The sequence below is a fragment of the Candidatus Cloacimonadota bacterium genome (assembly GCA_012522635.1).
Taxonomy (GTDB): Bacteria; Cloacimonadota; Cloacimonadia; order Cloacimonadales; family Cloacimonadaceae; genus Syntrophosphaera.
The window spans coordinates 1-18888 of sequence record JAAYKA010000066.1; the positions used below are offsets into that span (position 1 = coordinate 1).

Annotated in this window: 8 protein-coding genes; 7 read left to right on the plus strand and 1 reads right to left on the minus strand. The window is 51.2% G+C overall.

Annotated features, from left to right (window positions below; translation table 11 throughout):
- Positions 1–139: 139 nt before the first annotated feature.
- From polA to GX135_03855, 5 genes are all read left to right on the plus strand, one after another.
- Positions 140–2908 (plus strand): DNA polymerase I, encoded by a 2769-nt coding sequence (gene polA, locus GX135_03835; protein NLN85222.1) that lies wholly within the window; start codon positions 140–142, stop codon positions 2906–2908.
- A gap of 180 nt (positions 2909–3088) precedes the next feature.
- On the plus strand, positions 3089–7150 hold the full coding sequence (locus tag GX135_03840; GenBank protein NLN85223.1) for a pyruvate phosphate dikinase: 4062 nt from the start codon (positions 3089–3091) through the stop codon (positions 7148–7150).
- 26 nt (positions 7151–7176) lie between these two features.
- Positions 7177–8397 carry a glyceraldehyde-3-phosphate dehydrogenase gene (locus GX135_03845; protein ID NLN85224.1) on the plus strand — a complete coding sequence of 407 codons (1221 nt, stop codon included), beginning with the start codon at positions 7177–7179 and terminating at the stop codon, positions 8395–8397.
- A 488-nt stretch (positions 8398–8885) separates the two neighbouring features.
- Complete coding sequence (locus GX135_03850; GenBank protein NLN85225.1) at positions 8886–9956, plus strand: SUMF1/EgtB/PvdO family nonheme iron enzyme; 1071 nt, start codon at positions 8886–8888, stop codon at positions 9954–9956.
- Positions 9957–10331: 375 nt separating this feature from the next.
- A complete protein-coding gene (locus tag GX135_03855; protein ID NLN85226.1) occupies positions 10332–11168 on the plus strand; it encodes a formylglycine-generating enzyme family protein in 837 nt (278 codons plus the stop codon).
- A 76-nt stretch (positions 11169–11244) separates the two neighbouring features.
- Here GX135_03855 and GX135_03860 read toward each other — a convergent pair whose 3' ends face one another.
- The gene (locus GX135_03860; GenBank protein ID NLN85227.1) at positions 11245–13467 is read right to left on the minus strand and encodes a copper-translocating P-type ATPase; all 2223 of its coding nucleotides are present in this window, start codon (positions 13465–13467) and stop codon (positions 11245–11247) included.
- A 335-nt stretch (positions 13468–13802) separates the two neighbouring features.
- On the opposite strand from GX135_03860, the gene GX135_03865 reads away from it, so the two are divergent.
- Both GX135_03865 and GX135_03870 read left to right on the plus strand, forming a co-directional pair.
- Positions 13803–17870 (plus strand): S8 family serine peptidase, encoded by a 4068-nt coding sequence (locus GX135_03865; protein ID NLN85228.1) that lies wholly within the window; start codon positions 13803–13805, stop codon positions 17868–17870.
- A 445-nt stretch (positions 17871–18315) separates the two neighbouring features.
- On the plus strand, positions 18316–18888 hold a 573-nt coding region (locus GX135_03870; protein NLN85229.1), incomplete at its 3' end, for a hypothetical protein.

Genomic DNA, 18888 nt, shown 5'->3' on the forward strand with positions numbered 1-18888 from the left:
AGGCGGTTGGATTGGTGAATTATTACAATCGCAGACCGGGCAAAGTCGATTGCACGGGAAAACGTGAAAAAGAGTTGACAATAAAGGCGAGTACGCCAAACTGTTTTTTTGAGGAAAAATCCAAGCCAGGAGAGAAACCATGCGTAAAACCCTATACCTGATTGATGGCTCGGCGATGCTTTTCCGCTCGCATTTTGCCTTCATCAAAAACCCGCTGGTAAATTCCCAGGGACAACATACAAACGCCATTTTTGGCACCGTGAATTCCTTTTTGCATTTTGTGGAAAAAATGGCACCGGAAAACATCGTGGTGAGCTTTGACCGCAAGGCGCCCACTTTCAGGCACGAATTAAGCGAGGCTTACAAGGCAAACCGTCCCCCCATGCCGGAGGAATTGGTGACCCAGATTGAGCCTTTGCACGAGTTTTTCCGCCTGATTGGACTGCCGGAAATATCCCTGGATGGCTATGAAGCGGATGACGTTTTGGCGACACTGGCAGAGCATTTTAAGGATACGCACGACATCGTTTTTGTGACCGGGGACAAGGACTATTCCCAGTTGCTGGAAGAGCGCGTGAGCATTTTTGACCCTGGCAAGGATGTCAGCATGGACTCCGAGGCGGTGTTTGAAAAATTTGGGGTTTGGCCGCGCCAATTCATCGATTATCTGGCTTTGGTGGGAGACACTTCCGACAACATTCCCGGCGTTTACGGCATTGGTCCCAAAGGCGCGCAAAAGCTTTTGCAGGAATATGATAACCTCGCTTCCATCTATGAGCATCTGGAGGAAATCAAGCCCAATCTGCGCAAAAAACTGGAGACAAACCGGGAAAACGCCTTCCTTTCCCAAAAATTGGCTGCCATCGTGCGGGACGTTCCGCTGGATTTTCCTACGGAATCGCAAACCCGTTTTGAGAGCGGAAACCTGAGCAAGGCGGCGGATTTTTTGGCAAAATTTGAGCTTAACACGCTGAAACGCCGCATCGAAAACAGGTTCGGAAAAAGTGCGACCTTGGAAGCGAAACCCCTTGATAAATATGAGGATGAACAGCTCGTCCAATCCGATATTTTCAGCAATGGAGAGCAGGCGCAGATTAGCCCCACCCCGGCTTTGGAGTTCAAGGCGATTTTGGCTGAGGCGGACAATTTTCCCGCTTTACTGGTGCAGTTAAATGACGTCCAGGCAGTGGCTTTGGACACCGAAACCGACAGCCTGGACCCCATTTCGGCAAAGCTGGTGGGAATTTCAGTGTGCACAAACAGCGACGAAGCCTGGTATCTGCCTCTGGGGCACAAGGATGCGCAAAATCTGCCGCTTGAGGGGACGCTTGACGGCCTGCGCCGGGCTTTGGCAGGAAAAACCATCATCGGCCACAACCTGAAATTCGACCTCATGGTGTTGAAAAACGCCGGCTGGGAATTGGATAACCCCATCTGGGACACAATGTTGGCGGCCTATATTGCCGACCCCGGCGAGAACCGTTTTTCCCTGGATGACTGCGCTTTGCGGGAACTGGGACACACAATGATTCCGATTTCCGCCCTCCTGGATAAAAAGGAAACACCGAGCTTCGATTTGGTGGAAGTGGAAAAAGCGCGGGATTACGCGGCGGAGGATGCCTGGGCGACATTCCAATTGGCACCGATTTACCGCAAGCGACTTTCGGACACGCATCTGATTGAATTGTATGACGATATCGAGCTTCCCCTGCTGCCTGTTTTGCAGCGCATGGAAGAAAACGGGGTGAAGCTGGACACGGAGGTATTGGAGCAGATTTCCCGCAATATCCAAAGCGAATTGGAAGGCATTGCAAAAGCAATCTATAGTTATGCGGGCTATGAATTTAACATCAATTCCACCCAGCAATTGGCGAAGCTGCTTTTTGAGGAAAAAAAACTGCCGCCGGGCAAAAAAACCAAGAGCGGTTTTTCCACGGATAACTCTGTATTGGAAGAACTGGCAGGGGATTATGAAATCGCGGACACCCTGATTCAATATCGCGGACTGACGAAACTGGATTCCACCTATGCCAGCGCCTTGCCCCGGCTGGTGAATCCTGTCACCGGGCGCGTGCATTCCTCTTTCAATCAAACAGTTGCGTCCACCGGCAGGCTGTCGTCCTCGAACCCGAATCTGCAGAATATCCCCGTGCGCACTGAACTGGGACGCTCCATTCGCAAGGCTTTTGTGGCTTCGGATGCGGATTGGGCAATCATGGCGGCGGATTATTCCCAGATTGAACTGCGGCTTTTAGCGCTTTTTTCCCGTGATGAAGTGCTTTTGGACGCTTTTCGGCACAACCTCGATATTCACCGCCAAACCGCGTCCATCATCACCGGAAAACCCTTGCAGGAAGTGAGCGCGCAGGAAAGGAGCCAAGCGAAAACCATCAATTTTGGGCTGCTCTACGGCATGGGTCAAAAAAAGCTCTCCCGGGAGCTGGGAATCTCGCAGGCAGACGCCAAGTCCATGATTCACAACTATTTCGAGCGCTTTCCTTCCATTCAGGCCTACATCAGCCAAAGCAAAGCCGAAGCCAGGCTGCACATGTATGCCCAAACCATCTTTGGACGCAGGTTATACCTGAAAAATCTCAACAGCGCAAACGCGGGTTTGCGTGCCGAAGCGGAACGCGTGGCGGTGAACATGCCCATTCAGGGCAGCGCGGCAGACCTCATCAAAATTGCCATGATTCGCATCCACACCCGCGTTAAGGACGATCCCCGTATCCGCATGATTCTGCAGGTTCATGACGAATTGGTGTTTGAAGTGCGGCGGGATTTTTTGGACGAAGCCCAAAACCTGGTGCGCTCTGAAATGGAAGGCGCTTTGCCGGAACAATGGAGCAGCATCGTGGCGCTAAAAACAGACATCGGCATCGGCGACAATTGGTTTGAAGCGCATTGAGCCGATTTGCGCGGAGCAGGGGCGGCAGATTCCACCCCGAAACGCCAAAATGGGCTTGACATTTAAAGCCTGAAATATTGTCTTGATAAAAAGTGCCGGAGGTCTGGTGTCCTTCGGCTGAAAAAGCGGTTTTAAAATTTGTAACTGCCGCTCTTGCAATAATATCTGGTTGAGGAAAATTTGGATAAGATTGAATCCCAAGCCTTGGCGAGCAACCTGGCGCAAACGCAGGTGAAGCAGATTGTCCTTTCCCCGCAAAGCCTGTGGCTGCTTGAGCAGAGTGAAGCTTATTTCGGCATCCACCGGCGCACCCGGCTGTTTTTGGAAGAGCTGCACCATCCCTACGCCAATCTGGGCTCGGCTTTGGAACTTTTGCGGCAAAGCATCACCGGCGACCTTTGGTTTTGGGCGCAGCTTCCCCAGCGTGAACGCGCCTTGGAGACCATCCTCAACATTTTTCAAGACATCTTTTCCCGTGCCCCGGAACAGTCCATCCGGCAGAGCGCTTTGGGAGAGTTTTTGGGTTTTGCCATCGCACTGGCGGAAAACGAGGATGTGCCGCAAAGCATTCTGGAACAGGCTTTTGAGGTTTTGGAAAAGTGGCACACAGAGGCGGGCGAGCTTTTCATCCGCGCTTCCGGACAGCTTTTTAAGACCCTGCAAAAGCTTTGGCCGCGCCTGGAAAAACAGGATGAAGCCATCTCCCTGCTGCGCAGCGTTTATGAAGCGGCGGTGAAGCTTTGGGCTGCCAGCGCATCCATTTCCACCTGGCGAGCCAAATATGAGGATATTGTAAGCGTCAGTGATAAAGAATTGGAAAAAGCGGTGGGACAGGAGTTTTTTGCCGATTGTCTGCAACGCATTGAGGCGGCTCAAACCCTGGAGGACTTTGCTTCCATCCCCTCTTTTTCGGACATCGCAGCCCGGCAGCGGGACCAGATTTCCAGTTTTCAGAGCCTGCCGGAAAAAATTCACTACATCTTTTATCTGCTGGGGTTGGACGCCATGTCCGCCCTGAGCGACCACCTGCTTTGGGACCTCAACCGGCTGTTGGCGGATTTGCATAAGGAATTGAGCGTCAAGGAAATAGAATTACTTCTGAACGGCATTTTTGAGAATTTGGAGGATTTCAAGGAACGTCACAGCGGCATCGTTTTGGATTGCGTGCTCACCATCGGCAGGGCGCTTTTGAACCCTCAGGAACCGGAATTGGGACGCCGCTGTCTGCGCCAGATCATCGATTTGGGCTTCATCCCGCCGGGAGAAATCAAGATTAACAGCGATTGGCAGATTGTGGCGAACAAAAACCACATCAAAAACATCCGTGTGTGGCTGGAACTGATTGGCATCGACCCCGTTTTTTGCAAAGACCTGCTGGCGGCGCTTATCATAAATCTCATCCAGGGCGGCATTTTCATCTCCGACACCGACCTGTTTCAAAAAGACGTTTCGAAATTTCTAAACAGCCATCTGGAACCGCTTTACGTGCAGGCGAAACAGCTTCTAAGGCTCTTTCCCGTGTTTTATCACGAAATCGGCGCCGAGGGTGAAATCCGCGACCTCAGCACTGAAATCGACGAAATGAGCGGACGCCGGGATAGGCTTATCCACTTTGTGCGCAAACAGTTACACACCGAAAGCAACAACACGCACATCATTCTTTTGCACAACATTTTGGACTATTGGACCGACCTTGACCCCGGACATCTGAAGGGACTTTTGCCCGAAGACGTGGATGTCTTTATCCAAAAACCAGACGCGCGCGCTCAAGCCCAAAAAGAGGCGGTAAACGGATTTTTCCGGGAGCATAAAGTGAACGCGGACAGTTTGTTGGGACAATCCTGGCATGCCGTGGCGCCGCTTTTTCGCAGGGTGAAAAAAGAGGATTTTTCCCTGCGGCGTCTGGAGCTTTTGGTGCGCATCCATTATATGCTGTTGGATAAATATAAGCTGGACCCCTACGATATTCTGAAGTTTTTGGCGCGCTTCAACTGGTTCGACGAACGTGAACGGCAGCGATTCACACAGAGTTTGAAACGCAAAGACCAGGACGGCAGCATCCGCCAGATTTTGGATTATATCGAGCGCCTGAACCGGGTGGTTTTGGATCCCGACCCCAGCCAAAGCTGGGAAAATATCTACTATAAACGCCATATCGCTGCGGGAATTCCATCCATGTATGGACAATACCGGGAGCCGAAACTGGAGGCGCTGGGCATGGTTTTCCGCTTGGAAAACTTGATGGAACGCCTTCTGGAACAGAACATTGCGCGCCTGAACCTGGATTATATCACCGCCAGCACGCTCAAGCGCATCATCCGCATTTTGGAGCTTTTTGAACTGGGTATGGCACGGGAAGGTGTGGTCAGCGAGGCTTTTTCCAGCGCTTTGGAGATGATGAAGACGGGTCAACAGACTGTGCCGCTGTCACTTGACCAATATCTTGACCTCTTTAAACAGATTAAGGACAGCATCACCGAACTGATTCAGGAATATTATTACCGCTTCTATGAACAGGAACTGGGACGAATCCCGGTGAAAACGCGTAAATACAAGCGCCACATGGCACAACAGATGGTGGCGGAAGAGTTTTTCCGCAAGCTGCTCAGCTCCAGTTTTCTGGTTCAACTGATGGATAATTTCATCGCCAGGGTTTTGGAAGCGCTGGACTCCATGAAGCGCGCTTTCGGAAGCGGAGAGCTCCGCCGGGTAATGAGTTACGACCCTGATTTGATGTTCATTCCCCTGCAGGTGAAAAAAAGCAGGCTGGACAATCAGGTGCTGCTGGGTTCCAAGGCGCATTTTTTGAAAAGAATGCACGGCTATGGTTTTCCCATCCCGCCGGGATTTGTGATTAGCACCGAAATGCACCGTTTTCGAGCGGTTTTGCGTGCCCATGCCGGAATTCAGCGAGAGATGGAAGAGCTTTTAAAGCAAAATATCCAGCGGGTGGAAAGGCGCACCGGACTGAAGTTTGGCAATCCCGAAGCTCCGCTGCTTTTTTCCGTGCGTTCCGGAGCGGCGCTCAGTCTCCCCGGGGCGATGGACACATTTTTGAACATCGGGCTGAACGATGAGGTGACCTTAAAACTCAGTGCCAGAGAGAATTACGGCTGGACAGCCTGGGATTGCTACCGCCGTTTGATTCAAAGCTGGGGCATGGCATACGGGATTTCGCGTGATGAATTTGATGCCGTGATGATTGCCTTCAAGCGGCGTCACGGCGTGCAACTCAAAACCCAATTCACACCGCAGCAGATGCGCGGGATGGCGGAGGATTATAAGAAAATCCTGCAGCGGCACGGCATTGAACTGGAACAGAATCTTTTCCTGCAGATAAAGCAGGCGGTTGACCACGTGATGGATTCCTGGAACACAGACCGCGCCAGGCTTTACCGGCAAAAGATGCAAATCGCGGATGACTGGGGCACCGCCGTCACCATCCAGCAGATGGTTTTGGGCAATATGAGCCTGGAATCCGGAACCGGAGTGGTTTTCACCCACGCGCCCTCAAGCAAGGCACCGGGAATCACGCTGAATGGGGATTTTACCCTCTGCAGCCAGGGTGAGGACGTTGTGGGCGGATTGGTGCATACCCTGCCCATTTCCGAGCAGCAGCGCAAACAGGCACGTGAACCGGTGGAGATTTCCCTGGAAAAGGATTTCCCCGAAATTCATGGCGGGTTGTTGGATTTGGCGCGGCAATTGATTGAGGACTATGGCTATCCTCATCAGGAGATTGAATTTACCTTCGAGGGTCCGCGGCTTTCCCAGCTTTATATCCTCCAAACCAGGAACCAGACAATCACCAAACCCAGCGCCCACACCGTTTTCAACGTTCCCAAGCGCGAGCTGAAACTGCTGGGCAACGGCATTGGCATTGGAAAAGGCGTGGTGAACGGACTTGTCGCCATTTCACGTGCCGATATCGACGCCCTCAAAGCGCAGGGCATGCCGCTGATTTTGGTGCGCCCGGACACCGTTCCCGAAGACATGGAACTGCTTTTTGATTGTCAGGGCTTGCTAACCTCAAGGGGCGGAGTGACTTCCCATGCCGCTGTCACCGCCGCCAGGCTGGGCATTTCCGGGATTGTGAATTGCCGCCAGTTGCGGGTTTTGGAAGAGGAAAACATCTGCCGCATTGGCGAGAAAACGCTTCATCCGGGTGATTTTATCGCCATCGATGCCAACAGCGGCGGGATTTATCTGGGACACTATCCAGTTGAAACGATTATGAACTAAAAAAAATACATACAAAGGAGTATCGCATGAATCAGGACATGAAAAACAAAAAACTGCTGGGGATAAACAGCCTCGGCCGGATTGGCAAACAATTGCTCTGGAACATGATCCATCTCCGCCATTTCGATGGAATCGTGGTTAATTGCGGCCGTGAAGTGGGCAAAAAACTGGATGACCTGATCCAGATTATCGAACATGATTCCACCTATGGCAGCATCCACAAATTTCTCTTTGGAATGGTGGGGCGCAAGGCTGAAATCAAGATTCTGGATGCCGAACAGCAGCTTTTCAGCATCGAGGGAATCCCTGTGAAGGTGCTGCGCACCGCCCGCAATCCCAAAGACATCGATTGGCTGAAGGAAGGGGTGAAAATTGTGGTGGATTGCACCGGGCAGTTCACCGACCCCAACGCCACCACTGACCAGGGTAAACCCTGCCTGCGCGGACACTTGGAAGCCGGGGCCCTCAAGGTTATCAACAGCGCTCCCTTCAAAAGTAAAAGCGCGCACGTCCACGCTTCACCTGATGCCATCACCATGATTTATGGCATCAACCATCTGGATTACAACCCCGCCCAACACCATGTTATCAGCGCTGCCAGTTGCACCACAACCGGGCTGGCACACATGATGAAACCGCTTCTGGAACATGAAGATACGGCGAACATCATGACCGCCCACATGAGCACAATTCACGCTGCCACAAACACGCAAAGCATTCTGGACAACATCCCCAAAACCGGAGCCAGCGACCTCAGAAAATCCCGCAGCCTGATGAACAACATCATTCTTTCCACCACCGGCGCTGCCAAAGCTTTGGAACTGGTGATGCCCAAAATCAAATCTGTGGGATTCATGGCGGATTCCGTGCGCATTCCCACCTCCACGGTTTCCCTGATAAACCTGAATCTCACGCTCCAAACCCGCTTGGACGAGCAGGGTAACCCCGTTGTTACCAGCGAGTTAATCAACCGCATCTACAAGGAAGCCGCGGCTGGTCCGCAAAAAGACCTGCTGGTTTACTCCGAACGCCAAAACGTTTCCGCGGACATGATTGGCACCATGGCGTCAGCAGTTTTGGAAGCCCATGAAACCACCACCCGCACAGGCTTTATGCCCATTCCGGGTGGGGAAGGCACAGTGCCTGTCGCCCATGCCAAAATCTGCGGCTGGTATGACAACGAACTGGGTTCCTACACCTACAGCCTTTCCAAACTGGTGCAGTATATCGACGAAACATTGCCCTGAAGCATCATTCATCAAAGAACCTGAATATGGGCGGATGGATTGTCCGCCCTTTTTTGGCTTTGTATTTTTGGCTTGTCAACAGGGGATTTTATCAAAAAAGCAAGGGTTCGGAAGCCTAAACCTATATCTGGCATATGGTTGCCTTTATAAACATAAGGGAGACATAAGGCGGCAACCAAGAAAGAGCCCTGAAAAAGAGGCCTGAGGCGCAGGAATTCATCCCGGGAAAATATATGAAAAAAATAACTTGACATAAAAAGGATTGGATGAAATAGTGCGTTTGGTCTTTTTGGACATATATAGAAAGTGAATAATGGGGGATATGAAAGGCTCCCAAACAACTTAGAAAATCTGTGTTCCAAAATAGAAGGAATAATGATAACGTCGTTAAAGCTCGATATCTTACTTACCATGGTAGGTTTGATGGCAACAGATGGACATAACGCAATGATGCTTATAAACATACAAACCTATACGGGAGCTTAAGCATGACAAAAAACAGATTCTTTTTTCTGCTGCCTGTAATAATCATGGTTCTGGCTGTTTCAAGCTGCTACAAGACCACGAAACCAGACCAAGTGGCAAAGCCCAGGTTCAACCCGCCTGGCGGCAGTTATGATAACATGCAGTTCGTAACCGTGAGCAGCCCCACTTTAGGTGCCACTGTCCATTATACTTTGGATGGCAGTGAACCAAATTCCAGTTCGCCGATTTATTCAGACCCGATTTTGATCAGCGAAAACACAAGCATCAAAGCCATAGCATTCATGCCTGACATGAAGGGCAGTAAAATCGCAATGGCAAACTACGACATCAATTACGATTACAGCACAATGGTTTACGTCCCTGGCGGCACCTTCCACAATGGCACTTCAGACGTCACTGTTTCCAGTTTTTACATTGGGAAATATGAGGTAACCCAGGCTGAATACCAGGTTGTGATGGGAAGTAATCCATCTTATTTTAGCGGTAATCCCAATCATCCAGTGGAGTGTGTTTCGTTTTCTTACGCCGTTCTATATTGCAACCGTCGCAGCGCACTGGAAGGTTTGACACCCTGTTACAGGTATGGCAACTATGGCACAAATCCTGACAATTGGCCAGCGAGGTGGCGACATGATGCGGATATGTATGTATCATGCTCCTGGACCGCCAATGGCTATCGGTTGCCCACAGAAGCAGAATGGGAATATGCCGCCCGGGGCGGTTTACAGACGCATGGTTACACTTTCAGTGGCAGCAATGATAATGATGCTGTTGCCTGGTATTTGTATAATTCCGACCCCAGAACCCAGCAAGTGGGAACCAAGCTGCCCAACGAGCTTGGGATTTACGATATGAGCGGAAACGTTTGGGAATGGTGTTGGGATTCTTGGTATGATTATCCCAGCAGCCCTCAGACAAATCCGCATGGAGAACCCAGCTATCACCAGCGTGTGAGACGTGGTGGAAGTTGGAATAGCCGTGCCTACACCTGCGCTGTTTTGCATAGAGGCAAGATTCCGGCCTCAAAAATCACCTACGATGTTGGCTTGCGGCTTTGCAGGAATTCCCCCTGATTTTTCTGTCCCGCAAAGAGTGTGATAAACAAGGAATTCGAGATGCCCTTAAAATTTTGGAGACACAATGAATCGGCCAGAGCACAAAATGGAGATAATGAAATGATGCATATAAACCTGCATGGGAGCGTAAGCATGGCAAAAAACAGATTTTTATCTTTGCTGTTTTTGATAATTGTGGTTCTGACTGTGTCGAGCTGCTCGTTGTTCACGGAAACAAACCAAGTGGAAAAACCCAGGTTCAACCTGCCCGGTGGCATCTATGAAGAGATGCAGCTAATCACTATGGACAGCAGCACCTTGGGTGCCACCATCGTTTACACCTTGGATGGCAGTGAACCAAATTCCGCTTCGCCACGATATTCTGAACCGATTATGATAAGTCAAACCACAACCATCAAAGCCAAGGCGTTTAAATCTGGCATGTGGGACAGCAAAACCGCAATAGCGACCTACAAGCTCAGTTACGATTACAGTAAAATGGTTCATGTTTCCGGCGGCACTTTCCACAATGGCACTTCGGACGTGACTGTTTCCAGTTTTTACATTGGTAAATATCAGGTTACCCAAGCTCAATATCAGGCTGTGATGGGAACCAATCCATCATACTTCATCAATCCTTATTATCCGGTGGAACGTGTTCCCTGGGGTCTTGCCATAAAGTTTTGCAACCGACTCAGCCTGCAGGAAGGTTTGACGCCCTGTTACAGTTATTTGGACTATGGCACAGACACTGAAAATTGGCCATGGGGGTGGAGGACAAGTTCAAATGTATCCTGCGATTGGAGCGCCGATGGTTATCGTTTGCCCACAGAAATGGAATGGATGTTCGCTGCCAAGGGAGGAAACCAGTCCCAGGGCCACACCTACAGCGGTAGCAATGATGTTGATGCCGTGGCGTGGTATCGAAATAATTCCGGCAACGAAACTCACCGGGTGGGCACCAAGCTTCCCAACGAGCTTGGTATTTACGATATGAGTGGCAACGTTTGGGAATTGTGTTGGGATATTTGGGGTTATTATCCCAGCGCTCCACAAATTAATCCGCATGGAGCAAATAGCGGTGACTGCCGTGTGATACGTGGTGGCGTTTTTCACTTTGGTGCCAGCTCGTGCACTGTTTCGGAACGGGACAACGACAGTGTCAACAACAGCGAATATGATGACTACACCTTGTTTACAGGCATCCGCCTTTGCAGGATTTCCCCTTGATTTTTCCTTTTGCAGGTTTAGATTGAAAACCCTATATTAGGCAATGATCCCAGCCTGGACCTGCAGAGCAGAGGGTTTATTTCATCTTTCTGCGCAGCAGGTTCGCGTTTGTGACCACGGTGACGGAGCTGGATGCCATGGCAATTTCTGCGATGACGGGATGTAGCGCGCCAAAAACCGCGAGCGGGATGGCAACAAGGTTGTAGAAAAAGGCCCAGAACAGGTTTTGGCGAATCTTGCGGAAGGTTTCCACACTGAGGGTTACGGCCTGGGGGATGAGTTCGAGGCGGTCGCGCAGGATGGTGATATCCGCGGCTTCAATCGCTATCTCGGTTCCCTGACCCATGGCAATGCCGATATCAGCCTGTTTGAGGGCTGGGGCATCGTTGATGCCATCGCCAACCATTGCCACAGCGCCGAATTCTTTTTGCAGCTCGCGCACAATGTCTGCTTTTTCACCCGGCAGGGCTTGAGCGCGGATACGTTTAATGCCAAGCTGGGCGGCAATTGCTTGGGCGGTTTCCTCATTGTCACCGCTCAGCATCACACTTTCGATGCCCAGGGAGGCAAGTTTTTCCACGATGGGAGCCGCTTCCGGACGCACGGTGTCTGCCAGATAAAAGACTGCCAAAACCCCGGAAGAATCGCCCAGCCAGACCTTTCCGGCATGGGCAAGGTCTTTTTCCAAAATCACTTTTTCAACGCCGGGAACATTGTTTTCCTTCAGAAGCGAGGCACTTCCCAGCCAAAGCCTGCGTTCGCCAAGCATCGCGGAAACGCCACGTCCGCCAGTTTCGGTGAAATCACTAACTTCCCGGGCTTCCAGATTTTGCTCTTGGGCGGCGTTCACAATCGCAGTGGCAAGCGGGTGGGAGCTTGATTTTTCCAGACTCAATGCCAGCGCGAGGGATTGTTTTTCATCCAAATTAACCGCTTGTGTTTTTAGCAGGCGAGGCTGGCCGTGAGTGAGGGTTCCGGTTTTATCAAAAATAATGGCGCGAATGTCTTTCATGCGTTGGAGGGCTTCACCGTTGCGAATCAAAATGCCACGCTCGGCACCCATTCCGCTTCCAACCATGAGGGCTGTGGGCGTTGCCAATCCCAGAGCACAGGGACAGGCAATCACGAGAGTTGCCACAGTCGCCATCAAAGCCGCAGCCAGACCTTGATTTGGGGTGCTGAGCGGTATGAATCGATGGAAAAAAGCCCAAACAGTATGCATCGCATTGGGGAAAATGAGCCAGGAAAGGAAGGTGGCAAGCGCCAAAACTAAGACGATGGGCACGAAAACCGCGGTTACGCGATCCGCTAAAAGCTGGACGGGAACCTTGGAATGTTGGGCTTCCTGCACCATTTTTACCACCTGAGCCAGAAAGCTGTCCTTGCCCACTTTTTCGGCGCGGGCTTGGAAAACGCCGTCCAGATTGACCGTGGCGCCCAAAACTTTCTCCCCTTTTTCACGACGCACGGGCATGGATTCACCTGTGGCCATGGATTCATCAAGGTTCGCACCACCGCTGATGATTTCGCCATCGGCGGGAACCTTGGCGCCTGGTTTCACCACAAAGATGTCGCCCACCTTGATTTTGTGGATGGGCACTTCGGTTTCCTCGCCGTCCACCACAAGCAGGGCTGTTTTTGCGCCCAAATTCAGAAGCTTGCGGATGGCTTCGGAGGCTTTACCACGGGCTTTGGCTTCCAAATAGCGTCCAGTGAGGTGGAATGCCAAAATCATGGCGGCGATGCCTGAAAAGTCATGCGGTTTAATGTCTTTCACCAGCAGGGAAAGCGGGGTCACGGAAAAGGAAGCCAGCGTGCCCAAAGCGATGAGCACATCCATGTTCGCGCCACCGCTGATGACGGATTTGAAGGCGGAAACATAAACGTTACGTCCGGGGACGAGCATTCCAAACAAGGTGAGCCCGAAAATTGTCCAAATACCCAGGCTGCTCCAGGGTTCAGGGGGATGCATCAGCATGAGGGGAAGCATGATAATCATCACCAAAATGGCAATCACCCAGATTTGCCACATTCTTTTACTGGCCTGGTGCATGGCTTCAATTTGGGCATCATCCGCGCTGATTTCATCTTCACGGATGGAAAAGCCCAGCGATTTGATGGTGGAAGCAAAGGTGTCGAGATCCACCACGCGGTCATCATATTCCAAACTCGCTTCCTCGAGAGCGAGATTCACATGAGCGGTATCCACGCCTTGCAAAGCGCAGAGTGCTTTTTCGGTGCGGGCACTGCAAGCCGCGCAGTGCATGCCATCGATGCCGATATTTATCTGTTTTTTCATTGTTTTTAATCTCCTGGTATATTTATATGATATACGGGTTGCTGCGGATGGGCAAAGGTTTTTTTGCAAAAAACGATGCTTAAGAGAATTATCATCATCTGTGGCAAGGGGAACATCAACTCGCATAGTGGATTACGAACTAATGATGAGGAAACGGAAAGTAAAATATGTTGACAAATATAGACGTATGTAAAATGTTACCGTTGCTTCAAGATATTTTAATATCGTACAGGGATGAAGCTTCTGCCTCAGCGTGATTCGCGGGGGCAGTAAACTTATTTTTTGCCCTAAAAATACACCTTTTTCAAGTATAAAAATCTATAAAGGAGAAGACCATGACAAGGTCAAAAATCATCTTGACCGTAATTGCCATTCTGGCAGCAGTTTCAATGTTTGCCGCACCGCAATTCGGCGAACGCCCTTTCATCGACATTTACAAAATGCCGGATGCAGCCATGAAGACCGGCCACATCCGCGTGAAGCTGAGCGAATCCCATAGCAGCTTGGCGCAAAGTTTTTCGTTTCAAAATGGCACTCTACCACGTTTCGGCATCGAAGCCTTGGACGCGCTGAACGACGAATATAACGTAACCAGTATCACACCTGTGTTTGGCGATTTCAAGCTGAATAAGAAATGGGGCTGGCGTCACGTGGAATGGGGTTTCCACCTTTGGTTCCAGCTTGAATTCAAGAGCGAAACAGACATTCGCGACATCGTGATGGCTTACCGCGCCCTGGACAAAGACTTGCAATGGGCAGAGCCCGAATATGTGAAAAGTCTGCACCACCTGGGTGGCTCAGAAGCCGCACAGATTGTGGAAACGATGGACCGCTGGACCCCAAATGACCCGCGCTACAGCCAACAATGGCACTATCACAACACCGGACAAAGCGGTGGGACCCCTGATGCCGACATCGATCTACCCGAAGCTTGGGACACCGAAAAAGGCCATCCCGCGGTGATTATCGGCATCATCGACCAAGGTATTCAAGTCAACCATTCCGACCTCGCTGGCGCCATGTGGACAAATCCCGGTGAAATTCCTGGAAACAACATGGACGACGATGGAAACGGCTATACCGACGACATTCACGGCTACAATTTTGTGCAGGGAAGCAATACCATCGACCCCGGTGACCACGGCTGCCACGTTGGCGGTACTGTGGCCGCGGTGAACAACAACGCTGTCGGCGTTGCTGGAGTGGCTGGTGGAAACGGTGCCGGCACTGGTGCCAGACTGATGACCTGCCAGGTTTTTGGTGCTTTGGCTGGAGACGGCGGTTTTGAAACTGCCATGGTTTACGCTGCCGACAACGGCGCTGCCATCAACCAAAATAGCTGGGGCTACGATTTTATCGGTGCCTACGATCAATCCGTTTTGGACGCCATCGACTATTTCAACGTTAATGGCGGCGGCGAAGTTATGGATGGCGGCATTACGATCTTCTCCGCTGGCAACAGCAACGCCGGAGGCCTCTGGTATCCTGGCTGCTACAGCGGTTCTTTCGCTGTGGCTGCAACAAATAACATCGATGGCCGCGCCTGGTATTCAAACTATGACACATGGATTGATGTCTCTGCTCCGGGTGGAGACCTCACCGGTGGCGACTCAAAAGGCGTTCTCAGCTGCGTCAGCGGAAACGGTTACGGTTTTTTCCAGGGAACTTCAATGGCAAGTCCCCACGTTTCAGGAATCGCCGCGCTTGTGCTTTCCTACACCCATCGCAACGGCCGCACCATCGATAACATCGAACTGGCGAACATCATCCGCAATACCACGGACGACAATTACGGCGTGAATCTTGGTTTTGAAGGCACGCTCGGCACCGGCCGCGTCAATGCCCACAAAGCCTTGATGGCAGTGGATCCGACCCTGCCCTCCTGCTCCATCACCCACCCCGTCAAAGGTCAGCACATGATCCAGGGCAGTTTGGTCACCGTCACCGCAACTGCATTTGACACTGACGGTTACATCACTCATTTGGACTTCTATTTGGATGATGAATTTATGGCAACTGATTCCAGCGCTCCCTACTCTTGGGACTGGAATACCGGAAACAGCGAACTTGGCGAACACATCATCAAAGTGGTGGCTTGGGACAACGATGGAAACAGCGTTGAGCGTTCCGTGAAAGTAACCCTCCTTCATGCTCCGGACGAAGGCTTCGAAACAGGCGATTTCAGCCTTTTCCCCTGGCAGAATAACAGCTCCATACCTTGGATTGTGCAGGATGATGAAGCTTTCACAGGCAGCTATGCCGCAAAATCCGGCGCCATCAACGACAACGGCAGCACCAGTCTCAGCCTCACCGCTGTGGCTGTCTCCGCCGGCGATATCAGCTTCCGCATCAAAGTATCCTCCGAAAAGGATTATGACTGGCTGCGTTTCTACATCGACGGCGAGCAGAAAGGCCAGTGGTCTGGCTCTGTGAACTGGACGGAAGTCAGTTATCCCGTTTTGGCAGGTCCTCACACCTATACCTGGACTTACAAGAAAGACTATCTCTGGGGCGGCGGCAGCGACTGCGCCTGGCTTGACCACATCATTTTCCCGGAAATGGGTGTCTATTACCCTCAGCCACAGGAATTGGTTCAAACTTCCGGGGACGAATATGTCGATCTTGCCTGGCAGGTTCCGGCTTTGCCCGGTCCGGAAGGTGTCGGTCCTGACGCATACAAGGTTTATCGTGATGGCAGTTATCTGGTGACTGTCACCGGCCTCCATCATCGCGATGAAACCGTGATTAACAATATCTATTACGACTATTACGTGACCGCGCTCTACAACGAAAACGAATCCGACCAATCAAACACCGTGACGGCCTACCCCACATCTAATCCCATGACCACCATCATCATCGGTGAGGGCGGTGGAACCCAGGCTTATCCGCTAAATCGTTCCTTTGGCTACAGCTCCCACGAGGCCGTCTATCTGGCTTCGCAGATTGGCACTGCCTGTAACATCAAATCTGTGGGATTCAACAAAGCCGGCGGTTCGAACGTGGACCCCATCCAAAATGTGAAAATCTACCTGAAACACACCACCCAAAGCAGCTTCGTCAACGGTAGCCTCAGCACCGACGGCTACACACTGGTTTACAATGGCATTTTCCCAAACAATGCTGTCACCGGCTGGATGGAAGTGGATTTGGACGATCTTTTCTTCTACGACGGTGAATCCAACCTCGCCATGCTGATTGTGAAAGGCTACCAATATGGAGACACCTACAACCATCCGCTTTGGACCTACAGCAGCACTTCCGCAAACCAAGTGCGCCGCGAACGTAACGACTACTCTGTGCCCCAACAACTGATGGTGGCGGACCAACTTCCAAACTTGAAACTCCAGGTTTACCTGCCTGTGGGACTTTTCTATCCTGCCCGCAACCTCGGCGCAGAAGCTGGAAATGGCTGGGTGCAACTGGATTGGGACGCTCCTTCCAGCGGCAGCCCCACATCTTACCTGATTTACCGCGACGACAGCTTCCTGGACAGCACAAACAGCCTCACTTATACAGATAATTCCGTAACTAACGGAACCACCTATTCATATTATGTGGTTGCGTCCTACGAAGATGGCGATGCGGAACCCTCCAACATAGTGGAAGCCACACCCAACGCCAGCACATTTGTGATTATCGGTGATGGAACCATCAGCAACGATACAAACGACGGCTGCCCCATCAACGTTTTCTACCAAAGCCTGCATGGGCAATCCGTTTACACCAAATCCGAACTGAACGCACAGGGTATTTATGGTCCCATCACCTTCCACCAGGTTGGGTTCAATGTTACCTCCGTGCCGTCCTTGGCAATGCCGAACTACGTTATCCGCATGGGACATACCTCTGCCACAAACGCCGGCTCCTGGATACCTGAGTCAAACCTTGCCACGGTCTGGAGTTCTGCTTCCTATCGTCCCACCCAAACCGGCTGGGATCCCATCACTCTGGACACCCCCTTCGTTTGGAACGGAGTGGATAACATCGTGCTCGACACCGCCTTCTCCAAAATTGGAAACAGCGGCCGCTCCGGTGCCACCCAGGCCACAAATATCTACAACGGCTACCGCTTTACACGCAACGATGGCAGCGATCAAACTGGCGTTTTCAGCGGTGGAAGCACATCCATGAACAGGCCCAACCTGATGCTGGTTTCCGTGTTGGAAGCTCCGCAGGAATTGGAAGCTCCGGAAGTGTTTGTGGAAAAAAGCCTTGGCGGCGTCACCATCTCTTGGAACGAAGTGAACGGTGCCAGCGGCTACAACATCTATCGCGCTCTCGATCCCTATGGAGAATATGAATATATAGGCTCCACCACCTCGCTGACTTTTGAAGATACGGAAGTGCTGGACAAAGCCTTCTACCACGTGAAAGCCTTCAGCGAAATGCCCGCAAAATAAATAGATCCAGATCTTGGATAAATTGCCCCGCCGCCCACAGAGGGTTGCGGGGCTTTTTTATTGGACAAAACCCAGTGGCTGCCTATTCTACAAGTTTGAAATCCGAATGGTGGCGAGGCACGGTTTTTCTCAAAACACAAGCCTCGCTCTTGAGCAGTTATGCTTGCAATATCATTGTTGCAAGTAGGTTACAACATCAATATGTCAAACAACGAAAGTTTTTGAGGTTGACAAATATGGTCAATTTGATTTCTGGCTTTTTCCATATAAATGCTTTAAAAACAAAAATGAATCCAATCTAAAGGAGACGACCCAAGCCATGACAAGATCGAAGGTCCTCTTTACCGTATTTGCCATCCTGGCAATAGTTTCCCTGTTTGCCACACCGAAATTTGGCGAACGCCCTTTCATCGATATTTTCGAAATTCCGGATGAAGCCATGGAAATGGGCCATATCCGCATCAAACTGAGCGAGGAGCACAGCACCTTGGCGCAAAGCTATATCTATCAAGATGGCAGCCTGCCAAGCTTTGGTCTGGAGGCTTTGGACGCGCTGAACCATGAACACGGAGTGAGCCGCATCATCCCGCTGTTTGGAGACCCCAAACAAAACAAAAAATGGGGCTGGCGCCACGTGGAATGGGGCTTGCACCTTTGGTTTGAGATTGACTATCAAAGCGACTCGGACATTCGCGACATCGTGATGGCATACCGCGCTTTGGACAAAGATCTGCAATGGGCTGGACCCGAGTACAAAAAAGTGCTCTATGCTTTACCAGGAGAAGAATATGACGCCACCCAGGAGTTTTTGGCGCGTTGGACACCAAACGACCCGCGCTTGGGAGAACAGTGGCATTACCACAACACCGGACAAACCGGCGGGACTCCAGATTGTGACATCGATTTGCCCGAAGCTTGGAACATTGAAAAGGGCCATCCCGACGTGGTGGTTGCCATCATCGACCAGGGCGTGCAATACAACCATCCGGATCTGGCAGCGAATATGTGGGTCAACAGC

Bases quoted from the DNA above. Each gene is read 5' to 3' on its own strand.
- polA (NLN85222.1), top strand. From the start codon at position 140: ATGCGTAAAACCCTATACCTGATTGATGGCTCGGCGATGCTTTTCCGC.
- GX135_03845 (NLN85224.1), top strand. From the start codon at position 7,177: ATGAATCAGGACATGAAAAACAAAAAACTGCTGGGGATAAACAGCCTC.
- GX135_03850 (NLN85225.1), top strand. From the start codon at position 8,886: ATGACAAAAAACAGATTCTTTTTTCTGCTGCCTGTAATAATCATGGTT.
- GX135_03855 (NLN85226.1), top strand. From the start codon at position 10,332: ATGATAAGTCAAACCACAACCATCAAAGCCAAGGCGTTTAAATCTGGC.
- GX135_03860 (NLN85227.1), bottom strand. From the start codon at position 13,467: ATGAAAAAACAGATAAATATCGGCATCGATGGCATGCACTGCGCGGCT.
- GX135_03865 (NLN85228.1), top strand. From the start codon at position 13,803: ATGACAAGGTCAAAAATCATCTTGACCGTAATTGCCATTCTGGCAGCA.